Below are 15,677 nucleotides of genomic sequence, written 5' to 3'. Positions count from 1 at the left end.
CGGCTCAGCCTGCCATGTCGCGCCGCCGCCCGCCCTCCCCCGTTTCGGCGATCAGCTCGCTGGCCTGCCCCGCCGGGCGCCCGGTCACGCTCCTCGCTCCGGCGTCGCCCCGTCCTCGCCCGGCGCCCGGCTGCGCCGTCGAGGTGCCGTCCCCACCGGGCGGCGAACCGGCGGGGGACGCCTCGGCCAGCAGCGCCAGCACCGCCCGCGCCACGGTCCGGGGCACCTCCAGCTGGGCCACGTGCCCGACCCCGTCGAGCAGCAGCAGGCGGCTGTCCGGAATCACCCGGGCGGCCTGCGGCGCCACCCGCACGTCGACCAGCCGGTCCTGCCGCCCGCCCACCACGAGCGTCGGCACCCGCACCGATGCCGCCAGCCGCCACAGCGAGCCCGACCCCGGCAGGTACGACCGCAGGAAGCTGGAGACCAGGCCCCGGAAGGTCCGGACGTAGGCGGCGGCGTAGTGGGCCGCCTCGTACCGGATCCGGATCTCCTCGACCGCCTCCAGCCGGCGCTGCTCGCTGATCCGGGTCAGGTCGGCGATGCACGCCTCCATCACCTGCTGGGCCATCACCTCGGGGGCGAGCTGGGCCAGCCGCCACGCGGCCAGCCGCTCGCCCCGGGGGATCGCCAGCAGCGGCAGCATCCGCCCCTGCAACGACCGCCGGAAGTCCAGGAACGGCAGGGCCGGGGAGATCAGGGTCAGCGTCCGCACCAGGTCCGGCCGCAGCGCCGCCACCCGGACCGTGACGGCGCCGCCCAGCGAATTGCCGAACAGGTGCACCGGCCCCCGGTCGCTGTGCTCGATCCAGCGGACCACCCGGTCCGCGAAGGCCGGCACGGTGTAACGCCGGCCGGGCTCGCTGCGCCCGAAGCCGGGCAGGTCGATCGCCTGGCCGTCGAGCCGGTCGGCGAGCAGGCCGGCCAGGTCCGTCCAGTTCTGCGACGAGCCACCGAGGCCGTGCACGTAGAGCGCCGGCTCGGCGCCGGGAGCGGTGGCCGGGGTGTCCCGCACGTACGTCACGGTGCCGTCGAGCCGGACGTTCCGGCCGGGCCAGGGTGGCGGGACGTGGTGCGCGGGCAGGAGGTGGTCCGGCCAGAGGGCGGCGGGCTTCATGGCTCCAGTCTTCCCGGACCGGCCCGGCCCGACACCGGCTCAGGCGAGCAGCGCCTCCAGCCGGCGGTTGACGGCGGCCAGGGTGGCCCGGACCACGGCCTGCCGGGGATCCCCGGCGACCAGGGCCGAGCCGGCGAGCTGCTCCACCCATCCGTCACAGACCAGCAGCACCACGACTGTCGCCACCTCGCAGTTGCCGAACGGCACCACTGCGGCGTGCTCGACGAAGCACCTGCCCCGCTCGCCGGCGGGCACGGCCCGGCCGAGCAGTTCGTCCACCGCGGCGGCCGCGGCCACCGCGCAGAGCCGCAGCACGTAGCCGTCGACGGCCGGCCCGGTGGAGTGGCCCTCCGCCGTCCGGTCCCCGGCGATCAGGCGGACCTCCACGGTGGCGTCGAGGCCGAAGGTGCTCACCTGGACGTGGTCGATCACCACCCGGGGCCCCGGCAGGCCGCCGGTGTCCAGCGGTCGCGACGGCGCGGTCTCCGTCGTGCTCATCTGCCCGCCGGAGTACGAGGTGCCGAGCGTGACCGGGCTGCCGGTGGGCGTGCCGGCCGGGGCGGTGGCCAGCGAGGACTCCTCCACCGTGGCGCGGCCCCGGTGACCGCTGGCCTGGCGGCGGCGGCGCGGCGGCTCGATGCCCGGGTCGGTGCCCTCGGCCGGCGCCTCGGCGGGCCGGCCGGCGCGCGCCTCGGGCGCGGCGAACCGACCCTCCCCGGAGCGGTTCTCGGCCGGCCGGTTGGTGCCGGACCGCGCCGGCCCGCCCGGCTCCTCGGCGGGGCGGGACTGCGGCCCGGACCGTGCCGGGTTCGTCAGGTCCTCGGCCGGACGGGACTGCGCCACCGACCGTGCCGCGCTCGACAGGTCTTCCGCCGGCCGCGACTGCGGCGCCGGCCGGAGCGCGCCGGGCCGGTCCTCGGTCGGGCGGGGCTCGGCGGGGCGGTCGGCGCGCGGCTGGGCCGACCGGCGGCGGACCGGGGGCGGCGGGGCCGCCGGGGCGCCGGACAGGTTCTGCGGGGCGGCGGCCAGCCCCATCCGCTCCTGGAGCAGGCGGGCCACCACCCGGCTCACCTCGGCCGGGTCCGCGCCGTCGGCGAGGTCCAGCCGGAGGCTGTGCGCCCCGGCCGGGGTGCGGCGCAGCGCCGCGTCCCGGACGCCGGCCACCTCGCGGACGGCGTCGAGGATCGCGTTGACGTCGAAGCCCTCCGGCCGCTCGCGCAGCGGCGCGGGCTCGTCGTCGCGGCGCAGGTGGGTGGCGATGCGGGCGAGTTCCGGGGTCTCGGCGGACGGTTCCACGGCGGGCGGCTCCGGCACGACGGGCACGTCCGGTTCGGCGGGGACGCGCTGCGGCAGCACCGGGGTGGGCTCGGCCGGCCGGGGCTCGGTGACCGCCTCGGCGGTCGGCACCGGCTCGGGCGCGGACCGGCGGGCCGCGTAGGGAGGTGCGCTCGTCGGTGCGGGCGCGGGGGTGCGGTCGAAGGGGGCAACGCCGCCGGTGGCGGGGGCCCGCGACGCGCCGGCCGGCTCGGCGGGCGGCTGGTCGGCCGCGCCCGCCAGCCGGTACGGCATCCCCTCCCGCTCCTCGCCGGCACGGGCGGCCGGCGCGTAGCCGGTGGACGGCGGGCCGGCGGGCGCCTCGCGGGGCACCGGCGGGGCGCTCGTCGGGGCGGTGTGCGGCGGCGCGCTGAACGGGGTCACCGGCACGGGCGGCCCGGCCCAGGACGGTCGCTCGGGGATCTCCCGGGCGGCCGGCTCGTGCGCCGGGCGGGACTCGAGCTCGCTCCGCGACACCTCGTACGGGCGGGACGGCTCGGGGCGGGGCGCCTCGTAGCCCGCGGGCTGCTCGGCCCGGACCGGCTCGTACGGGCGGACCGGCTCCGGCCGCGGCGGGTCGTACGCGGCGGGCGGCTCGAACCGGGCCGGCTCGTACGCCCGGGACGGCTCGGGCGCCCATTCCTCGCGGCCGGCCCGGCGGCCGACCGGCTCGTCCTCGCCGGCGCGGCGGCCGGGGGGCTCCTCCTCGCGGGCGCGGCGGCCGGCCGGCTGGTCCTCGCGGCCCCACGGCGGCGCCCAGCTCCCGACCGGGCTCGGGCGGTTCCAGGCCGGCCGGGACCACTCCGGCTCCTCGACCGGCCGGCGCTCCCCGGCATCCCGGTCGTCGGCAGCGGCGCGCGGCTGCTCCGCGGCCGGCCGGCGTTCCTCGGCGCCGGCGGGCGGGGCCGAGGTGGGCCGGTCGGCCCAACCCCGGGACAGCGACGGCGACTCGGCCGGCGGCTGCTCCGGCGGGAAGCGGTCGGCCCAGCCGGCGGCCGGCGGATGCTCCGGGGGCAGGCGGTCGCGGCCGGCGGGGGCGGGCGCCTCGGCCGGCGGCTGCTCGGGCGGGAAACGGTCGGCCCAGCCGGCGGAGGCGGGCGTCTCGGTCGGTGGCTGTTCCGGGGGGAGGCGGTCGGCCCAGCCGCGGGAGAGCGACGGGGCGGGTTCGGAGCGCTCGGCGGTCGGTGCGTGGAAGCCCGGAGGCACCTCGAAGCCGGAGGCGGCGGCGCCGACCGGCGGCACCTGGAGGGCCGGCGGCGCGGACGTCGGGCCACTCTCGGCCCAGCGGGTGGCGCGCGGCGTGTCGTCGGAGGCGTGTCGGGACCCGGGCTCCGCCTCGGCGGTCGACTGCTCGACCGCGGGCGCCGGCCGCGGGGCCGGCACGACCAGCCGGTCGCCGTCGGTCTCCCGGCGCGGCTCGTCCGCGGGCGGGGCGCTGACCGGCGCCTGGCGGGTCACGGGCGGCTCCTCCCCGGCGTGGTGCACGCCGTTGACGTGACGGCCGTTGACGCGGGCGGGCGGCTCCTCGGCGGCCAGGCCCGGCAGCGGGGCCGGCAGGTCGCCGTGCCGGGGGGACGAGGCGCCCCAGCCGGTGGTGAGGTCGGCGCGGGGCCAGGCGCCGGGCGCCGGTGCGCCCCGGGCCCAGCCGGTCGCCGGGGGCGCCCACCCGCTGCCGGCGTGGGCAAGGTCGTCCTGCTGACCCGTGCCGTCGCCGTGCTCTCCCGGGGTGGCGGCTCCGGGTTGCCCTGATTCACTCACCGCGCGCTCCTTGGTCGCCCCCGCTGAGGCTACCGTGTGGTGACAGTGGCGATAAGTTACAGCGGCGGGCCAATTCCGCGCCGGGTTCACGAACCCGGACCGGTTCGGGTGATAAGTGCCGGCTCGTACAGAGAAACTCGGAGGTTCCCATGACCGCTGTGGGGAACGGTGCGCAGACCGCCGGCCGGCCCACCCGCCTGCCCCGCTCGGCGCGGCGCAAGCAGCTGCTCGCGGCCGCCCAGGAGGTGTTCGTCGCGCAGGGCTACCACGCCGCCGCGATGGACGACATCGCCGAGCGGGCGGGAGTCTCCAAGCCCGTGCTCTACCAGCACTTCCCCGGGAAGATGGAGCTCTACCTGGCGCTGCTGGACACCCACTGCGACGCCATCGTGGCGAAGGTGCACGACGCGATGCGCGGCACCCAGGACAACAAGGAGCGGGTCGGCGCCTCGGTGCAGGCGTACTTCGACTTCGTCGACCACGAGAGCGAGGCGTTCCGGCTGGTCTTCGAGTCGGACCTGCGCAACGACCCGGCCGTCCGGCAGCGGGTGGAGCGGGTGGAACAGGGCTGCATCGCCGCGATCACCGACACCATCATCTCGGACACCGGCGTGAGCCGGGCGCACGCCGAGCTGCTCGCCTCCGGCCTGGTCGGCGCGGCCGAGACGGCCGCCCAGTTCTGGCTGGCCGGCGGCCGTCAGGTGCCCAAGGCCGAGGCCGAGGCGCTGGTGGCGGCCCTGTCCTGGCGGGGCATCGCCAGCTTCCCGCTGCAAGGTGAGTCAGCCTGAACATCGGGCCGCCAGATCGGATAGCCTTCCCACGGTGGCTTTTTCGCCCCAGTTGAGGAGGCACAGTGGAGGTCAAGATCGGCGTGCAGTACGCGCCGCGGGAGCTGGTCCTGGAGAGCGCGCAGTCGCCGGCCGAGATCGAGCAGATCGTGACCGACGCCGTCGCCAAGGGTGAGGGCACCCTCTCCCTGACCGACGAGAAGGGCCGGCGGGTCATCGTGCCGGTCACGAAGGTCGCCTACGTCGAGATCGCGGAGGCCTCGCCCCGCGCGGTCGGTTTCACCGTCCGCTGATACCCGCCGGCCCGCCGTGGCGGGGGCATCCCGTCACGGCGGCGCCGGGCGTCAGTTGTTCAGCCCCGCGGCGGTCATCCGCGCGGTGTGCGCGTCGGTCAGCCGGCGGAACAGCGCCGGCACGTCCACGCCCTCCCGGGAGATCAGCGCGGTGAGGGCGCCCCGGTCGGCGGCGGCGACCCGGCCGGCCTGCGAGAGCGCCTCGCCGACCAGCCGCCGGGCCCACATGGAGAGCCTGTTGGCCACCCGGGGGTCCGCCTCGACGGCGGCCCGGATCTCGGTGGCGGCGAACTCGGCGTACCGGGAGTCGTGCAGCACGTCGAGGATCAGCCGCCGGTCCGGCCCGTCGAGCCCGCCGGCGATCTCGCGCAGGAAGTCGTCGCTGATGGCGTCGCCCACGTACGCCTTGGTCACCGCCTCCAGCCAGTCCTTCGGCTCGGTCGAGTCGTGGTACGCCCGCAACGCCTCGACGTAGGGGCCCATGGCCTCGTCGGGGGTCACGCCGAGCGCGGTGATCCGGTCGGCGATCCAGCGGTAGTGCGCGATCTCGGCGGCGGCCATCTCGCTCAGCGCGGCCCGTCGGCGCAGGTCGGGGGCGAGACGGGCGTCGGCGGCAAGCCGGTCGAAGGCGAGCAGTTCGCCGTACGCCACGAGGCCGAGCAGGTCGACCAGGGCGGGGTCGGGGGCGGACACGACCGCAGGCTACCGCCCGGGCACAAGACCCGCTGGGGCGTGACCCAGGTCACACCCGTCACCCCCGGCCGCCGTGCGGTGACCCGGAATCAGGACGGCCCCGGTCCCGTTCAGCTAAGATGACACAGTTGCCGTGGGCACCGATTCGTTCAGCTGAGCTGATCAGCACCGGTCCCCGGCGCGCGTGCGGCCCGGTCCGGCTCGGCGATACCGCCCCCGACCGTGTGGCCCGCGCCATACCGACCGCGCCCTGAGGACATGACGGGGCGCACCACGAGAGGGCACCCCCAAATCCATATGAGCGAGCAGATTCACGGCCAGGAACTGGCCCCCACCGCTCCGGTCCGCCCGGAGGCACCCACCTTCGCCGAGCTCGGCGCCCGCCAGGAGACCGTCGAGGCCCTGGCCGCCGCCGGCATCACCCGCGCCTTCGCCATCCAGGAGTACGCGCTGCCGATCGGGCTGCGCGGCGTCGACCTGATCGGCCAGGCGCCGACCGGCACCGGCAAGACCCTCGGCTTCGGCATCCCGCTGCTGGAGCGCGTCTTCGCCCCCTCCGAGGGCGGCGACGGCGTCCCGCAGGCGCTGGTCGTCGTCCCCACCCGCGAGCTGGGCCTCCAGGTCGCCAAGGACCTCGACGCCGCGGGGCGCACCCGGGGCGTCCGGGTGCTGCCGATCTACGGCGGCGTCGCGTACGAGCCGCAGATCGACGCGCTGCGCAAGGGCGTCGAGATCCTCGTGGGCACGCCGGGCCGGCTGCTGGACCTGGCCAAGCAGAAGCACCTCCGGCTCGACCGGGTGCACGCGCTGGTGCTCGACGAGGCCGACCGGATGCTCGACCTGGGCTTCCTGGACGACGTCGAGAAGATCCTGGCCATGCTGCCGGAGGACCGGCAGACCATGCTCTTCTCGGCCACCATGCCGGACCCGATCGTCGCGCTGTCCCGGCGCTTCCTGCGCCGGCCGGTGACCATCCACGCCGGGCACACCGCCGAGACCGGCCCGTCGCCGCAGACCCAGCAGCTGGTCTACCGCACCCACTCGATGAACAAGGTCGAGATCGTGGCGCGCATCCTCCAGGCGGAGGGCCGCGGGCTCACCATGATCTTCACCCGCACCAAGCGGGCCGCCGACCGGGTGGCCGAGGACCTCGACTTCCGCGGTTTCGCGGTCGCCGCCGTCCACGGCGACCTGGGCCAGGGCGCGCGGGAGCGGGCGCTGCGGGCGTTCCGGGCCGGCAAGATCGATATCCTGGTCGCCACCGACGTGGCGGCACGCGGGCTCGACGTCACAGGCGTCACGCACGTCATCAACTACGACTGCCCCGAGGACCAGGACACCTACACCCACCGGATCGGCCGGACCGGCCGGGCCGGGGCGTCCGGTGTCGCGGTGACCTTCGTCGACTGGGACGACATGCCCCGCTGGCGGATCATCGACAAGACCCTGGGGCTCGACATGCCCGAGCCGCCGGAGACCTACCACACCTCCCCGCACCTCTACACCGACCTGGACATCTCCCGCGACATCAGCGGCACCCTGCCGACCGCCGAGCGCACCCGCGCCGGCCTGTCGGCCGAGGTCGAGGAGGACCTGGGCGGTGGCCGCTCGCGGCGCGGCGAGCGCGGCTCGCGGCGCGGCGAGGGCCGGGGCGAGGGCCGCGGCCGGGAGCGCCGCCGGGGTCGTGACGGCGACACCGGTGCGGCGCCCGAGGGCGCGTCGACCGAGGCGTCCGCCGAGGAGGGCACCCGCAGCCCGCGCCGCCGCCGGCGGCGCCGGGCCGGCGAGACGGTGGCCGGCGAGGCCACCGCGGTGATCTCCGCCGAGGGTGGCGCCGAGCCGGCCGCGGCCGCCGAGGGCGAGTCGGCCGCCAAGCCGCGCCGCCGCCGGCGCCGCCGTGGTGGCGGTGGCGGGGGCACCGGCACGCCGGCCGAGGCGACCGCCGACTGACCCGCGAGACATCCGACGTCCCCCGTACCGGTCACCCGGTGCGGGGGACGTCCCCGTTCCACCTGCCCCCGGCCGACCCCAGGAAGAGGAAGCCATGCCGGAACCGCTGGATGCCGCACTGAGCGAGGTGCGGGCGCTGCTGCTCGACCCCGCCCTGACCCGGGCGGTCGCCGCCGGGCGCCGCCGCGGCCAGCGCCCCTCAGTGGTCCGCGCCGAGCTGCGTCCGGTCACGCTGAAGGCCGGCCCCCGGCTCCAGATCTCCACCTCCGACGGGGCCCGTCCGTACACCCGGAACGTGGCGCCGGGCGCGGAGGCCGGCACGGCTGTCGACGCGCTGCTCGCGGAGCCCTTCGGCAACTGGCACGTGGAGACCGCCGACAGCACGATCCAGCTCCGGGTGACGAAGTCGGGCGAGGCGCAGGTGCACCGGGCGGCGGCGAGCCGGCCGGCGCCGGAGCCCGGCGGCCACGACCGGGCCAAGGACTGGCTGCTCGACCCGGGTGACCCGATCTTCGCCGAGATCGGCGGCTCGGCGGCCAAGCGCCGCCAGGTGGACGCGTTCCTCCGGGCGCTGGCCGCCACCCTGCCGGACGACCTGACCGGGCCGCTGCGCGTGGTCGACCTGGGCTGCGGCAACGCCTACCTGACCTTCGCCGCCCACCGCTACCTGTCCCAGCGCGGGCTGGACGTGACGCTGGTCGGGGTGGACGTCCGCGAGGACCAGCGCCGGCGCAACACCGACCTCGCCGAGCGGCTGGGCTGGGCCGACCGGGTGAGCTTCGTGGCCGGCAGCATCCTCGACGCCGCTGTCGAACCGGCCCCGGACCTGGTGCTCGCGCTGCACGCCTGCGACACGGCGACCGACGAGGCGCTGGCCCGGACGCTGCGCTGGGAAGCCCGCTGGGTGCTCGCCGCCCCGTGCTGCCACCACGATGTGGCCGCCCAGCTCCGGGCCCGGCCCGCGCCGCGGCCGTACCAGCTGCTCACCCGGCAGGGCATCCTGCGCGAGCGGTTCGCCGACGTGCTCACCGACGCGCTGCGCGCCGGCCTGCTCCGGCTGCACGGCTACCGCGCCGAGGTGGTGGAGTTCGTCGACTCCCGGCACACCCCGCGCAACCTGCTGATCCGGGCCCGGCGCACCGGGAGCGCGCCGACCGACGAGCAGCGCGCCGAGTATCGCGAGCTGGTCGACCAGTGGGGCGTCACGCCCCGGCTGGAGACGCTGCTCGCCGATCGCGCCTAGCGGCGGCGGTCGCCCCGGTTGCGCTCCCCACGGTCGAACGCGGGGACCCGCTCGCCGGGACCGCGGTTGGCGGGCCGGTCGCCGTCCTGCGACGAGGTCGGGAACGGCACCACCTTCCCCGACTCGTCGGCGTTGCCGGCGGCGGCGAAGGCGTTCCACGAGATGTCGACGAGCAGCCGCTTGAGCTCGGCGTGCCGGGCGGCGGCGTTGCGCTGGAGCGCCATCCGGGCGCCCAGCACCACGCCGACCAGCGTCGTGGTGATCGCGCCGGCCGCGGCGATCAGGTGCACGCCGGTCGCCTGGCTGCCGCGCACGGCCAGCACCAGCAGCCAGATCCAGAAGCCGAGGGCGAAGACGCCGGCCTTCGCCACGAAGAAGAGGCTGACCGCACCGGGACGGTGGGGCACGGGACGGTCCGGCTCGGCCATGCTGCTCCTCGACGTGTATTCGCTGCTCCGGCGGTCCGTCGAGTTTAGTTGACGTCTCACAACTGTCGATGCCCATGACGGTCCCGCCCACGGGACCTTCCGACCGATCAGTCAGTTACTTATTTCAACCGGCGTACTAGGCTCGGTGCCCAGAGTCGGGTGCTCCGGCGGGAAGGGACAGACCCCCCGACATGGGTTCGGCAGACGTTTCACCGCAGATGGCCTTCGCACGATTCGTGCGACGCGCCATCGATGACGCCCGCGAGGAACGCGGCTGGACGGTGACCGATCTCGCCACGCACACCGGCGTGGGGCGGTCGACCGTCTTCCGCTGGCTGGCCGGCGACTGGCAGGACTACCCCGAGCTGGCCAAGGTGCGCGGCTTCTGCGCCGCCCTGGACCTGCCGGTGGCGGCCGCCTTCCGCGCGCTGGGCCTGCCCGACGCCGGCCCGGTGCCGCGCCGCCGCGCCGAGGACGGCCCGGTGGAGGCCGACGTGCGGGTGATCCTGGAGCGGCTGGCCGACCCCAACGTCCCCGCCGAGGAGAAGCACCACATCCGCGACCTGCTCCGCTACCTGGCCCGCCGTCCGGTCCGCCGGGCGGGCTGACCCGCGGCTCAGGCCACCGAGACGGTGAAGGCGGCCGTGCGCACCACGCCGCCGACCTGGAAGTCCAGGAACATCCGGTAACGGCCCGGCCCCGGCGCGGTCAGCCAGAAGGTCACCGCGTCGCCGTCCCGCACCGGCTCGGGATGCACGTGCAGGTAACCGAGGTCGCCCTCGCGCAGCGCGACCAGGTGGCCGTACGCGCCGAGGTAGGGCTCCAGCGGCGCGGCGCCGCCGCCGGGCCCGGTGACCCGGAACCGCAGCGGCACCGACCGCCCCACCGCGGGGGCGCCCTCGTAGCCGACGGTGAACCCGCCGACGGTGGTCGAGGTGGCCGGGGCGGGCAGCGGCCGGAGCGCGTACCGGCCGGGCGCCGCCAGGTCGGCGCCGAGGATCACGGCGGTCTGCCGGCCGTCGTCGGCCACCGCGGTGAAGTCCGCGTACGCCCGCCAGGCACCCGGCTCGGCCAGGGTCAACGGCACCGACCAGGTGCCGTCGGGGGCCATGGTCGGGTGCAGGTGCTGGTAGCCGGTGAGATCGCGGCGCACCACGATGAGGTGCATCGGCTTGTCGTGCACGACGGCGAACCGGGTGACCGCCCGCCGCCGCTCGTCCCTGATCTGGAAGCGCAGCTCGCCGGCCCGGCCGGGGACGAACTCCACTGTCGACGGGGCGAGCGTGTAGCCGGCCGAGCTGATCGACAGCCCGGCCGCGTCGGCGTCGCCGCCCTGGGTGACGGCGGCCCCGCCGTGCGAGTGCGCCCCGACGCCGGGGGCGTGGCTGTGCTCGCCGGTCACCGCGGGGCTCCCGGTGCGGGTCGGGTTCGGCGGCGGGTTCAGCCGGCCGAGACCGAAGCCGAGCAGCACGGCCAGCACCAGCCCGCCCACCGTCAGGGCGAGCCGCAGCGTCGCCCGGTCAACCTCGACCGGCCCGTCCGGACGGGACCCGCGGGCGACCGGCGCGGCCCCATCAGCCGTGGATGCGAGCACGTCGGCGCCGCCCTGCGCCCCGTGGCGGCCCGGCTCCGACACGTCGTGGGCCGGCCCCGGTACGGCGGCGCCGGGCTCCGACACGTCGTGGGCCGGCCCCGGTACGGCGGCGCCGGGCGAGGGCGCGTCGGGGCCGGCGAGGGGCGGTGACTCAGGCAACGCCGGAGGCCAGCTCGTAGCCGGCCTCGTCGACCGCCGCGCGGACGGACTCGACGGGCAGCGGGGCGGCGCTCGTGACCGTGGCCGTGCCGGCGGCGAGGTCGATCCGGACCTCGTCCACGCCCGGCAGGGCGGACAGCTCCTCGGTGACCGCCCGGACGCAGTGTTCGCAGGTCATGCCGGTGACGGCGTACGTCTGGACGACGGGTCGCTGCTCGGTCATGGGCCCACCGTACCGCCGGTCGGGGGTCGGCCCGCCGACGGTCCGCCGACGGTGGCGACGCTCGCATTCCGGCCGGGTCGGGAACTTTCCGTGCCCGAGGCGCGACGGTTCAGCCGGCCACCGCGAGCGCCAGTGGCAGCACGTCGGGCGCGCCGGCCCGGCGCAGCAGCCGGGCCACCATGCTCATGGTCCACCCCGAGTCGACCAGGTCGTCGACGAGCAGCACCGGCCCGTCCAGCCCGGCCAGCGCGTCGGCCAGGTCGGCGGGCACCGCGAAGGCGTCGTGCAGCGCGCGCACCCGCTGGGCGCTGTTGCCGCGCGGCCCGCCGGCCCCGGACGGGCCGGTCGGGACGACCCGGCCGAGCAGCGGCAGCCGACCCACCGCGGCGATCCGCTCGGCGAGCGTGCCGACCAGCTCGGGCCGGGTGCGGGAGCCGACCGCGACCACGCCGACCGGGCGGCGCGGCCACGGGTCGTCGCCGTGCGCCCACGCCTTCAGCACCTCGACCACCGCCGCCGACACGTCGTCCGGGACCGGGCCGTCCGCCGCGTCCGGCCCGACCAGGCCGCGCAGCCGGCCGCCCCAGCCCAGGTCGGACAGGCGCCCCACGGCCCGCCCGGGAAGCGCCTGCTCCGCCGGGGGGATGCGGCCCTTCAGGGGTACGCCGACCGCCTCCAGCCCGGTCGGCCAGAGCTTCTTCGGGGCGATCTCCACGCCGGGGCGGCCCAGGAAGGTCTGCGCGGCGGTCAGCGCGGCGTCGGACACCTCGGGGCCGAACAGCGGGGCGGCGCAGTTGTCGCACCGGCCGCAGTCCCCCGCCCCGGCGTCGTCCAGGCACTCCCGCAGGTAGCGCATGCGGCAGCCGGGCGTGGTCGCGTACTCCCGCATGGCCTGCTGCTCGGCGGTGCGCGCCTGGGCGACGCGGCGCAACCGGGCCTCGTCGTAGACCCAGGGCTCGCCGGTGGCGAGCCAGCCGCCGCGCACCCGGCGGACGGCGCCGTCCACGTCGAGCACCTTGAGCATCAGCTCCAGCCGGGCCCGGCGCAGGTCGACCACCGGTTCGAGGGCCTGGGTGGAGATCGGCCGCTCGGTGTCCAGGGCGGCGAGCACGGCCCAGACCTGCTCCTCGGGCGGGAAGGCGAGCGAGGCGAAGTACCGCCAGATCGCGGCGTCCTCGACGCCGGGCAGCAGCAGCACCTCGGCGTGCTCGACGGCCCGGCCGGCGCGGCCGACCTGCTGGTAGTAGGCGATCGGCGAGGGCGGCGCGCCCAGGTGCACCACGAAGCCGAGGTCGGGCTTGTCGAAGCCCATGCCGAGCGCGCTCGTGGCGACCAGCGCCTTGATCTTGTTGTCCAGCAGGTCCTGCTCGGCGGCCCGCCGGTCGGCGTCCTCGGCCTGGCCGGTGTAGGAGGCCACCGACCAGCCCCGGGCGCGGAGGAACTCGGCGGTCTCGCCGGCCGCCGCCACGGTCAGCGTGTAGATGATCCCCGAGCCGGGGAGCCGGTCCAGGTGGTCGGCGAGCCAGGCCAGCCGGTGCGCCGGGCTGGGCAGATCGAGTACGCCGAGCCGCAGCGACTCCCGGTCGAGGGTGCCCCGCAGCACCAGGGCGTCGCCCAACTGCTCGGCCACGTCCTGGGTGACCCGGGCGTTGGCGGTGGCCGTGGTGGCGAGCACCGGGGTCCGCTCGGGCAGGTTGGCGAGGAAGGTGCGCAGCCGCCGGTAGTCGGGACGGAAGTCGTGCCCCCAGTCGGAGACGCAGTGCGCCTCGTCCACCACGAGCAGCCCGGTGGTGGCGGCCAGCTTCGGCAGCACCCCGTCCCGGAAGTCGGGGTTGTTGAGGCGTTCCGGGCTGATCAGCAGCACGTCCACCGCCCCGGCGTGGATCTCGGCGGTGATCTCGTCCCACTCGTCGAGGTTCGCCGAGTTGATGGTGCGGGCCCGGATGCCGGCCCGGGCCGCCGACTCGACCTGGTTGCGCATGAGCGCCAGCAGCGGCGAGACGATCACCGTGGGGCCGTGCTCACCACCCTCGCGGAGCAGCGCGGTGGCCACGAAGTAGACAGCCGACTTGCCCCAGCCGGTGCGCTGCACGCACAGCACCCGCCGCCGGTCGACCACCAGCGCCTCGATGGCCCGCCACTGGTCCTCGCGGAGCCGGGCGTGCTCACCCGCCAGCCGCCGCAGCACCGCCTCGGCGCGCTCCCGGACGACCATCCGATCCTGACCCATCCGGCATTTCTACCAGGCGGGGCGTCGCCGGTCCGAGTCACGAGTGCCGGACGGGCGGCGGCTCGGGCGGCAGGAAGAGCAGCACGTCCCGGAGTGTCTCGGTCGCCGCGGGCGGCAGGTGGCACCGCCCGGCCAGTTCCTCCAGCGACAGGTACGGGCCGCGCAGCCAGCGGTCGACCGCCACCTGGCGGCGCTGGTCGACGGTCAGCCCGGGCAGGGTGGCCAGCACCGCATCGGGCACGGCGTTGACGTCGACCAGGCCGCCGTCGTCGTAGGTGCGGAGCAGGTCCGGGCGGCCGATGCGCAGCTCGGCCCGGGCGGCCGGATAGTGGTGCAGCAGGTAGCGGGCCTGCTCCCGGCGCAGCCGCCGCTGCTCGTCGGTGCGCTGCCGGCCGGTCCAGAACAGCCCGCCGACGGCCGCCCAGATGGTGGGGTTGAGCAGCACGACGTGCGCGGTGCCGAGCAGCCAGCAGGTGCCCATCGCGACGATGAGGTAGATGGCCTCCCCGTCGCTGATCTCCTCGGTCTCCGGGCTGGTGACCGCGAGGACGAAGACGCTGAAGACGAGCAGGAAGTAGCCGATGCCCGCCAGGGCGAGACGCCAGCTGCGCCGCCAGAGCGCGTACCCGAGGACCACGGCCCAGGTGAGCGAGCCGAACGACACCAGCACGGTGGCGGTGCCGGCCAGCGTCGCGGCGAGCCGGACCCAGCCGGGCGCGCGGCGGTCGGCCGGCGCGTCGGCCGGCTGGTTCATGGCGACCAGGAGGGCGTGCGGCACCGGGGTCAGCGGTCCGGCGGGCCCGGGGGCCCAGCCCGGCGCGGCCGGCGGGACCGGCGCGGCAGCGGGGGCCGGTCCGGTGGCGCTCGGCGTCGGGGCGGGCGCGGGAACCGGTCCGCTCGGCATCGGGGCGGGCGCCGGCCGGACGGCGACCGCTTCCGGTGCGGCGGACGTCGACCCGTCCGGCAGGCCCGTGCCGTCCGGGGTGTCGCCGGCCCGGGGTGCCGGCACGGCCTCCGGCGCGGGCGGGGCGAGGGGCTCGGACGACGCCGGTGGCGCCTGTGGGGTCAGGGAGGGGTCGGAGCGGAGGATGCGCCGGTGCAGGTCCTGGAGGGCCTCGCCGGGCTCGATGCCGTACTCCTCGCGGAGCAGGTCGGCGAAGTCCCGGTAGGCGGCCAGCGCCTCGGCCTGCCGGCCGCCGCGGTGCAGCGCCAGCATGAGCTGGTGGCGCAGCCGCTCGCGGACCGGGAACTCGGCCACCAGTTCGACGAGCCGGCCGACCAGCTCGCCGTGCCGGCCGCTGGCCAGCTCCAGCTCGGTGCGCGTCTCCAGGGCGACGGCCCGCAGCTCCACCAGCCGGTGCCGGGCGGCGTCGAAGTACGCGCCGGTGAACCCGGTGAACGGCTCCCCCTGCCACCGTTCCAGGGCGCCGGTCACCTCGGCCAGCGCGTCCTCGGTACGCCCCGCCGCCTGCCACTGCCGGGCCCGTCGCACGCCCCGCTCGAAGCGGACCGCGTCCACCGCCTCGGGCGGGATCCGCAGCAGGTACCCGGCGTCGGTGAGCGTCAGCACCTGCGCCGGGGTACGCGGCGACCGGTCGGGTTCGAGCACCCGGCGCAGCCCGGCCACGTACTTCTGCACCACGTTCGGGCCGTTCGCCGGTGGCTCCTCGGGCCACACCGCGTCGACGATCTGCCCGGTCGGCACGGGACGCCCCTCGGCGAGCAGCAGCACGGCCAGCACGGCACGCTGCTTGCCGGGGCCGAGGTCGAGCGGGCGGTCCGCGTACCAGGCCCGCTGCGGGCCCAGGATCTCGAAGCGCAACGCCTCTGACATGCGAGTTTCCGCTCCTGTACCCCCCGGCCGCCCGCCGCGGCGGCCCACGGCAG

General features: G+C 76.8%; 13 protein-coding genes. 5 read left to right on the top strand and 8 right to left on the bottom strand.

Annotation, left to right across the window (positions count from 1 at the left end; genetic code table 11):
- Nucleotides 1–4: 4 nt before the first annotated feature.
- The gene (locus tag GA0070603_RS23135; protein WP_091317780.1) at nucleotides 5–1,117 is read right to left on the bottom strand and encodes an alpha/beta fold hydrolase; all 1,113 of its coding nucleotides are present in this window, start codon (nucleotides 1,115–1,117) and stop codon (nucleotides 5–7) included.
- 39 nt (nucleotides 1,118–1,156) lie between these two features.
- Nucleotides 1,157–4,189: a hypothetical protein gene (locus tag GA0070603_RS23130; RefSeq protein ID WP_425270460.1), complete on the bottom strand. Its 3,033-nt coding sequence runs from the start codon at nucleotides 4,187–4,189 to the stop codon at nucleotides 1,157–1,159.
- A gap of 149 nt (nucleotides 4,190–4,338) precedes the next feature.
- On the opposite strand from GA0070603_RS23130, the gene GA0070603_RS23125 reads away from it, so the two are divergent.
- Nucleotides 4,339–4,977: a TetR/AcrR family transcriptional regulator gene (locus GA0070603_RS23125; RefSeq protein WP_091317777.1), complete on the top strand. Its 639-nt coding sequence runs from the start codon at nucleotides 4,339–4,341 to the stop codon at nucleotides 4,975–4,977.
- 65 nt (nucleotides 4,978–5,042) lie between these two features.
- On the top strand, nucleotides 5,043–5,270 hold the full coding sequence (locus GA0070603_RS23120) for a DUF3107 domain-containing protein (RefSeq protein WP_091317774.1): 228 nt from the start codon (nucleotides 5,043–5,045) through the stop codon (nucleotides 5,268–5,270).
- A 51-nt stretch (nucleotides 5,271–5,321) separates the two neighbouring features.
- Here the strand turns inward: GA0070603_RS23120 and GA0070603_RS23115 are convergent, their stop codons facing one another.
- Nucleotides 5,322–5,963, bottom strand: a complete 642-nt coding sequence (locus GA0070603_RS23115) for a ferritin-like fold-containing protein (RefSeq protein ID WP_091317771.1) — start codon at nucleotides 5,961–5,963, stop codon at nucleotides 5,322–5,324.
- 297 nt (nucleotides 5,964–6,260) lie between these two features.
- Here GA0070603_RS23115 and GA0070603_RS23110 point away from each other — a divergent pair, with 297 nt between their 5' ends.
- Both GA0070603_RS23110 and GA0070603_RS23105 read left to right on the top strand, forming a co-directional pair.
- On the top strand, nucleotides 6,261–7,913 hold the full coding sequence (locus GA0070603_RS23110; protein WP_091317769.1) for a DEAD/DEAH box helicase: 1,653 nt from the start codon (nucleotides 6,261–6,263) through the stop codon (nucleotides 7,911–7,913).
- 94 nt (nucleotides 7,914–8,007) lie between these two features.
- A complete protein-coding gene (locus GA0070603_RS23105; RefSeq protein WP_091317767.1) occupies nucleotides 8,008–9,156 on the top strand; it encodes a class I SAM-dependent methyltransferase in 1,149 nt (382 codons plus the stop codon).
- Here GA0070603_RS23105 and GA0070603_RS23100 read toward each other — a convergent pair.
- Nucleotides 9,153–9,584: a hypothetical protein gene (locus tag GA0070603_RS23100; RefSeq protein ID WP_091317764.1), complete on the bottom strand. Its 432-nt coding sequence runs from the start codon at nucleotides 9,582–9,584 to the stop codon at nucleotides 9,153–9,155. The two genes, GA0070603_RS23105 and GA0070603_RS23100, sit on opposite strands and share 4 nt — an antisense overlap.
- 191 nt (nucleotides 9,585–9,775) lie before the next feature.
- On the opposite strand from GA0070603_RS23100, the gene GA0070603_RS23095 reads away from it, so the two are divergent.
- A complete protein-coding gene (locus tag GA0070603_RS23095; RefSeq protein WP_091317762.1) occupies nucleotides 9,776–10,192 on the top strand; it encodes a helix-turn-helix domain-containing protein in 417 nt (138 codons plus the stop codon).
- 8 nt (nucleotides 10,193–10,200) lie between these two features.
- Here GA0070603_RS23095 and GA0070603_RS23090 read toward each other — a convergent pair whose 3' ends face one another.
- From GA0070603_RS23090 to GA0070603_RS23075, 4 genes are all read right to left on the bottom strand, one after another.
- Nucleotides 10,201–11,178, bottom strand: coding sequence for a DUF8832 domain-containing protein (locus GA0070603_RS23090; protein ID WP_425270516.1), 978 nt, complete (start codon nucleotides 11,176–11,178; stop codon nucleotides 10,201–10,203).
- A gap of 151 nt (nucleotides 11,179–11,329) precedes the next feature.
- Entirely contained in the window at nucleotides 11,330–11,560 is a 231-nt protein-coding gene (locus tag GA0070603_RS23085) for a heavy-metal-associated domain-containing protein (protein ID WP_091317759.1), read from the bottom strand.
- 109 nt (nucleotides 11,561–11,669) lie between these two features.
- Nucleotides 11,670–13,790: a RecQ family ATP-dependent DNA helicase gene (locus GA0070603_RS23080; protein ID WP_091317756.1), complete on the bottom strand. Its 2,121-nt coding sequence runs from the start codon at nucleotides 13,788–13,790 to the stop codon at nucleotides 11,670–11,672.
- 37 nt (nucleotides 13,791–13,827) lie between these two features.
- Nucleotides 13,828–15,624, bottom strand: a complete 1,797-nt coding sequence (locus tag GA0070603_RS23075; protein WP_091317753.1) for an AfsR/SARP family transcriptional regulator — start codon at nucleotides 15,622–15,624, stop codon at nucleotides 13,828–13,830.
- Nucleotides 15,625–15,677: the final 53 nt, after the last annotated feature.

It is taken from the genome of Micromonospora chersina (genome assembly GCF_900091475.1).
In the GTDB taxonomy this organism is placed as follows: domain Bacteria; phylum Actinomycetota; class Actinomycetes; order Mycobacteriales; family Micromonosporaceae; genus Micromonospora; species Micromonospora chersina.
This window is presented reverse-complemented; position numbering and strand designations above follow the sequence as displayed.

Bases quoted from the DNA above. Each gene is read 5' to 3' on its own strand.
- GA0070603_RS23135 (WP_091317780.1), bottom strand. From the start codon at position 1,117: ATGAAGCCCGCCGCCCTCTGGCCGGACCACCTCCTGCCCGCGCACCAC.
- GA0070603_RS23125 (WP_091317777.1), top strand. From the start codon at position 4,339: ATGACCGCTGTGGGGAACGGTGCGCAGACCGCCGGCCGGCCCACCCGC.
- GA0070603_RS23110 (WP_091317769.1), top strand. From the start codon at position 6,261: ATGAGCGAGCAGATTCACGGCCAGGAACTGGCCCCCACCGCTCCGGTC.
- GA0070603_RS23105 (WP_091317767.1), top strand. From the start codon at position 8,008: ATGCCGGAACCGCTGGATGCCGCACTGAGCGAGGTGCGGGCGCTGCTG.
- GA0070603_RS23100 (WP_091317764.1), bottom strand. From the start codon at position 9,584: ATGGCCGAGCCGGACCGTCCCGTGCCCCACCGTCCCGGTGCGGTCAGC.
- GA0070603_RS23095 (WP_091317762.1), top strand. From the start codon at position 9,776: ATGGGTTCGGCAGACGTTTCACCGCAGATGGCCTTCGCACGATTCGTG.
- GA0070603_RS23085 (WP_091317759.1), bottom strand. From the start codon at position 11,560: ATGACCGAGCAGCGACCCGTCGTCCAGACGTACGCCGTCACCGGCATG.
- GA0070603_RS23080 (WP_091317756.1), bottom strand. From the start codon at position 13,790: ATGGGTCAGGATCGGATGGTCGTCCGGGAGCGCGCCGAGGCGGTGCTG.
- GA0070603_RS23075 (WP_091317753.1), bottom strand. From the start codon at position 15,624: ATGTCAGAGGCGTTGCGCTTCGAGATCCTGGGCCCGCAGCGGGCCTGG.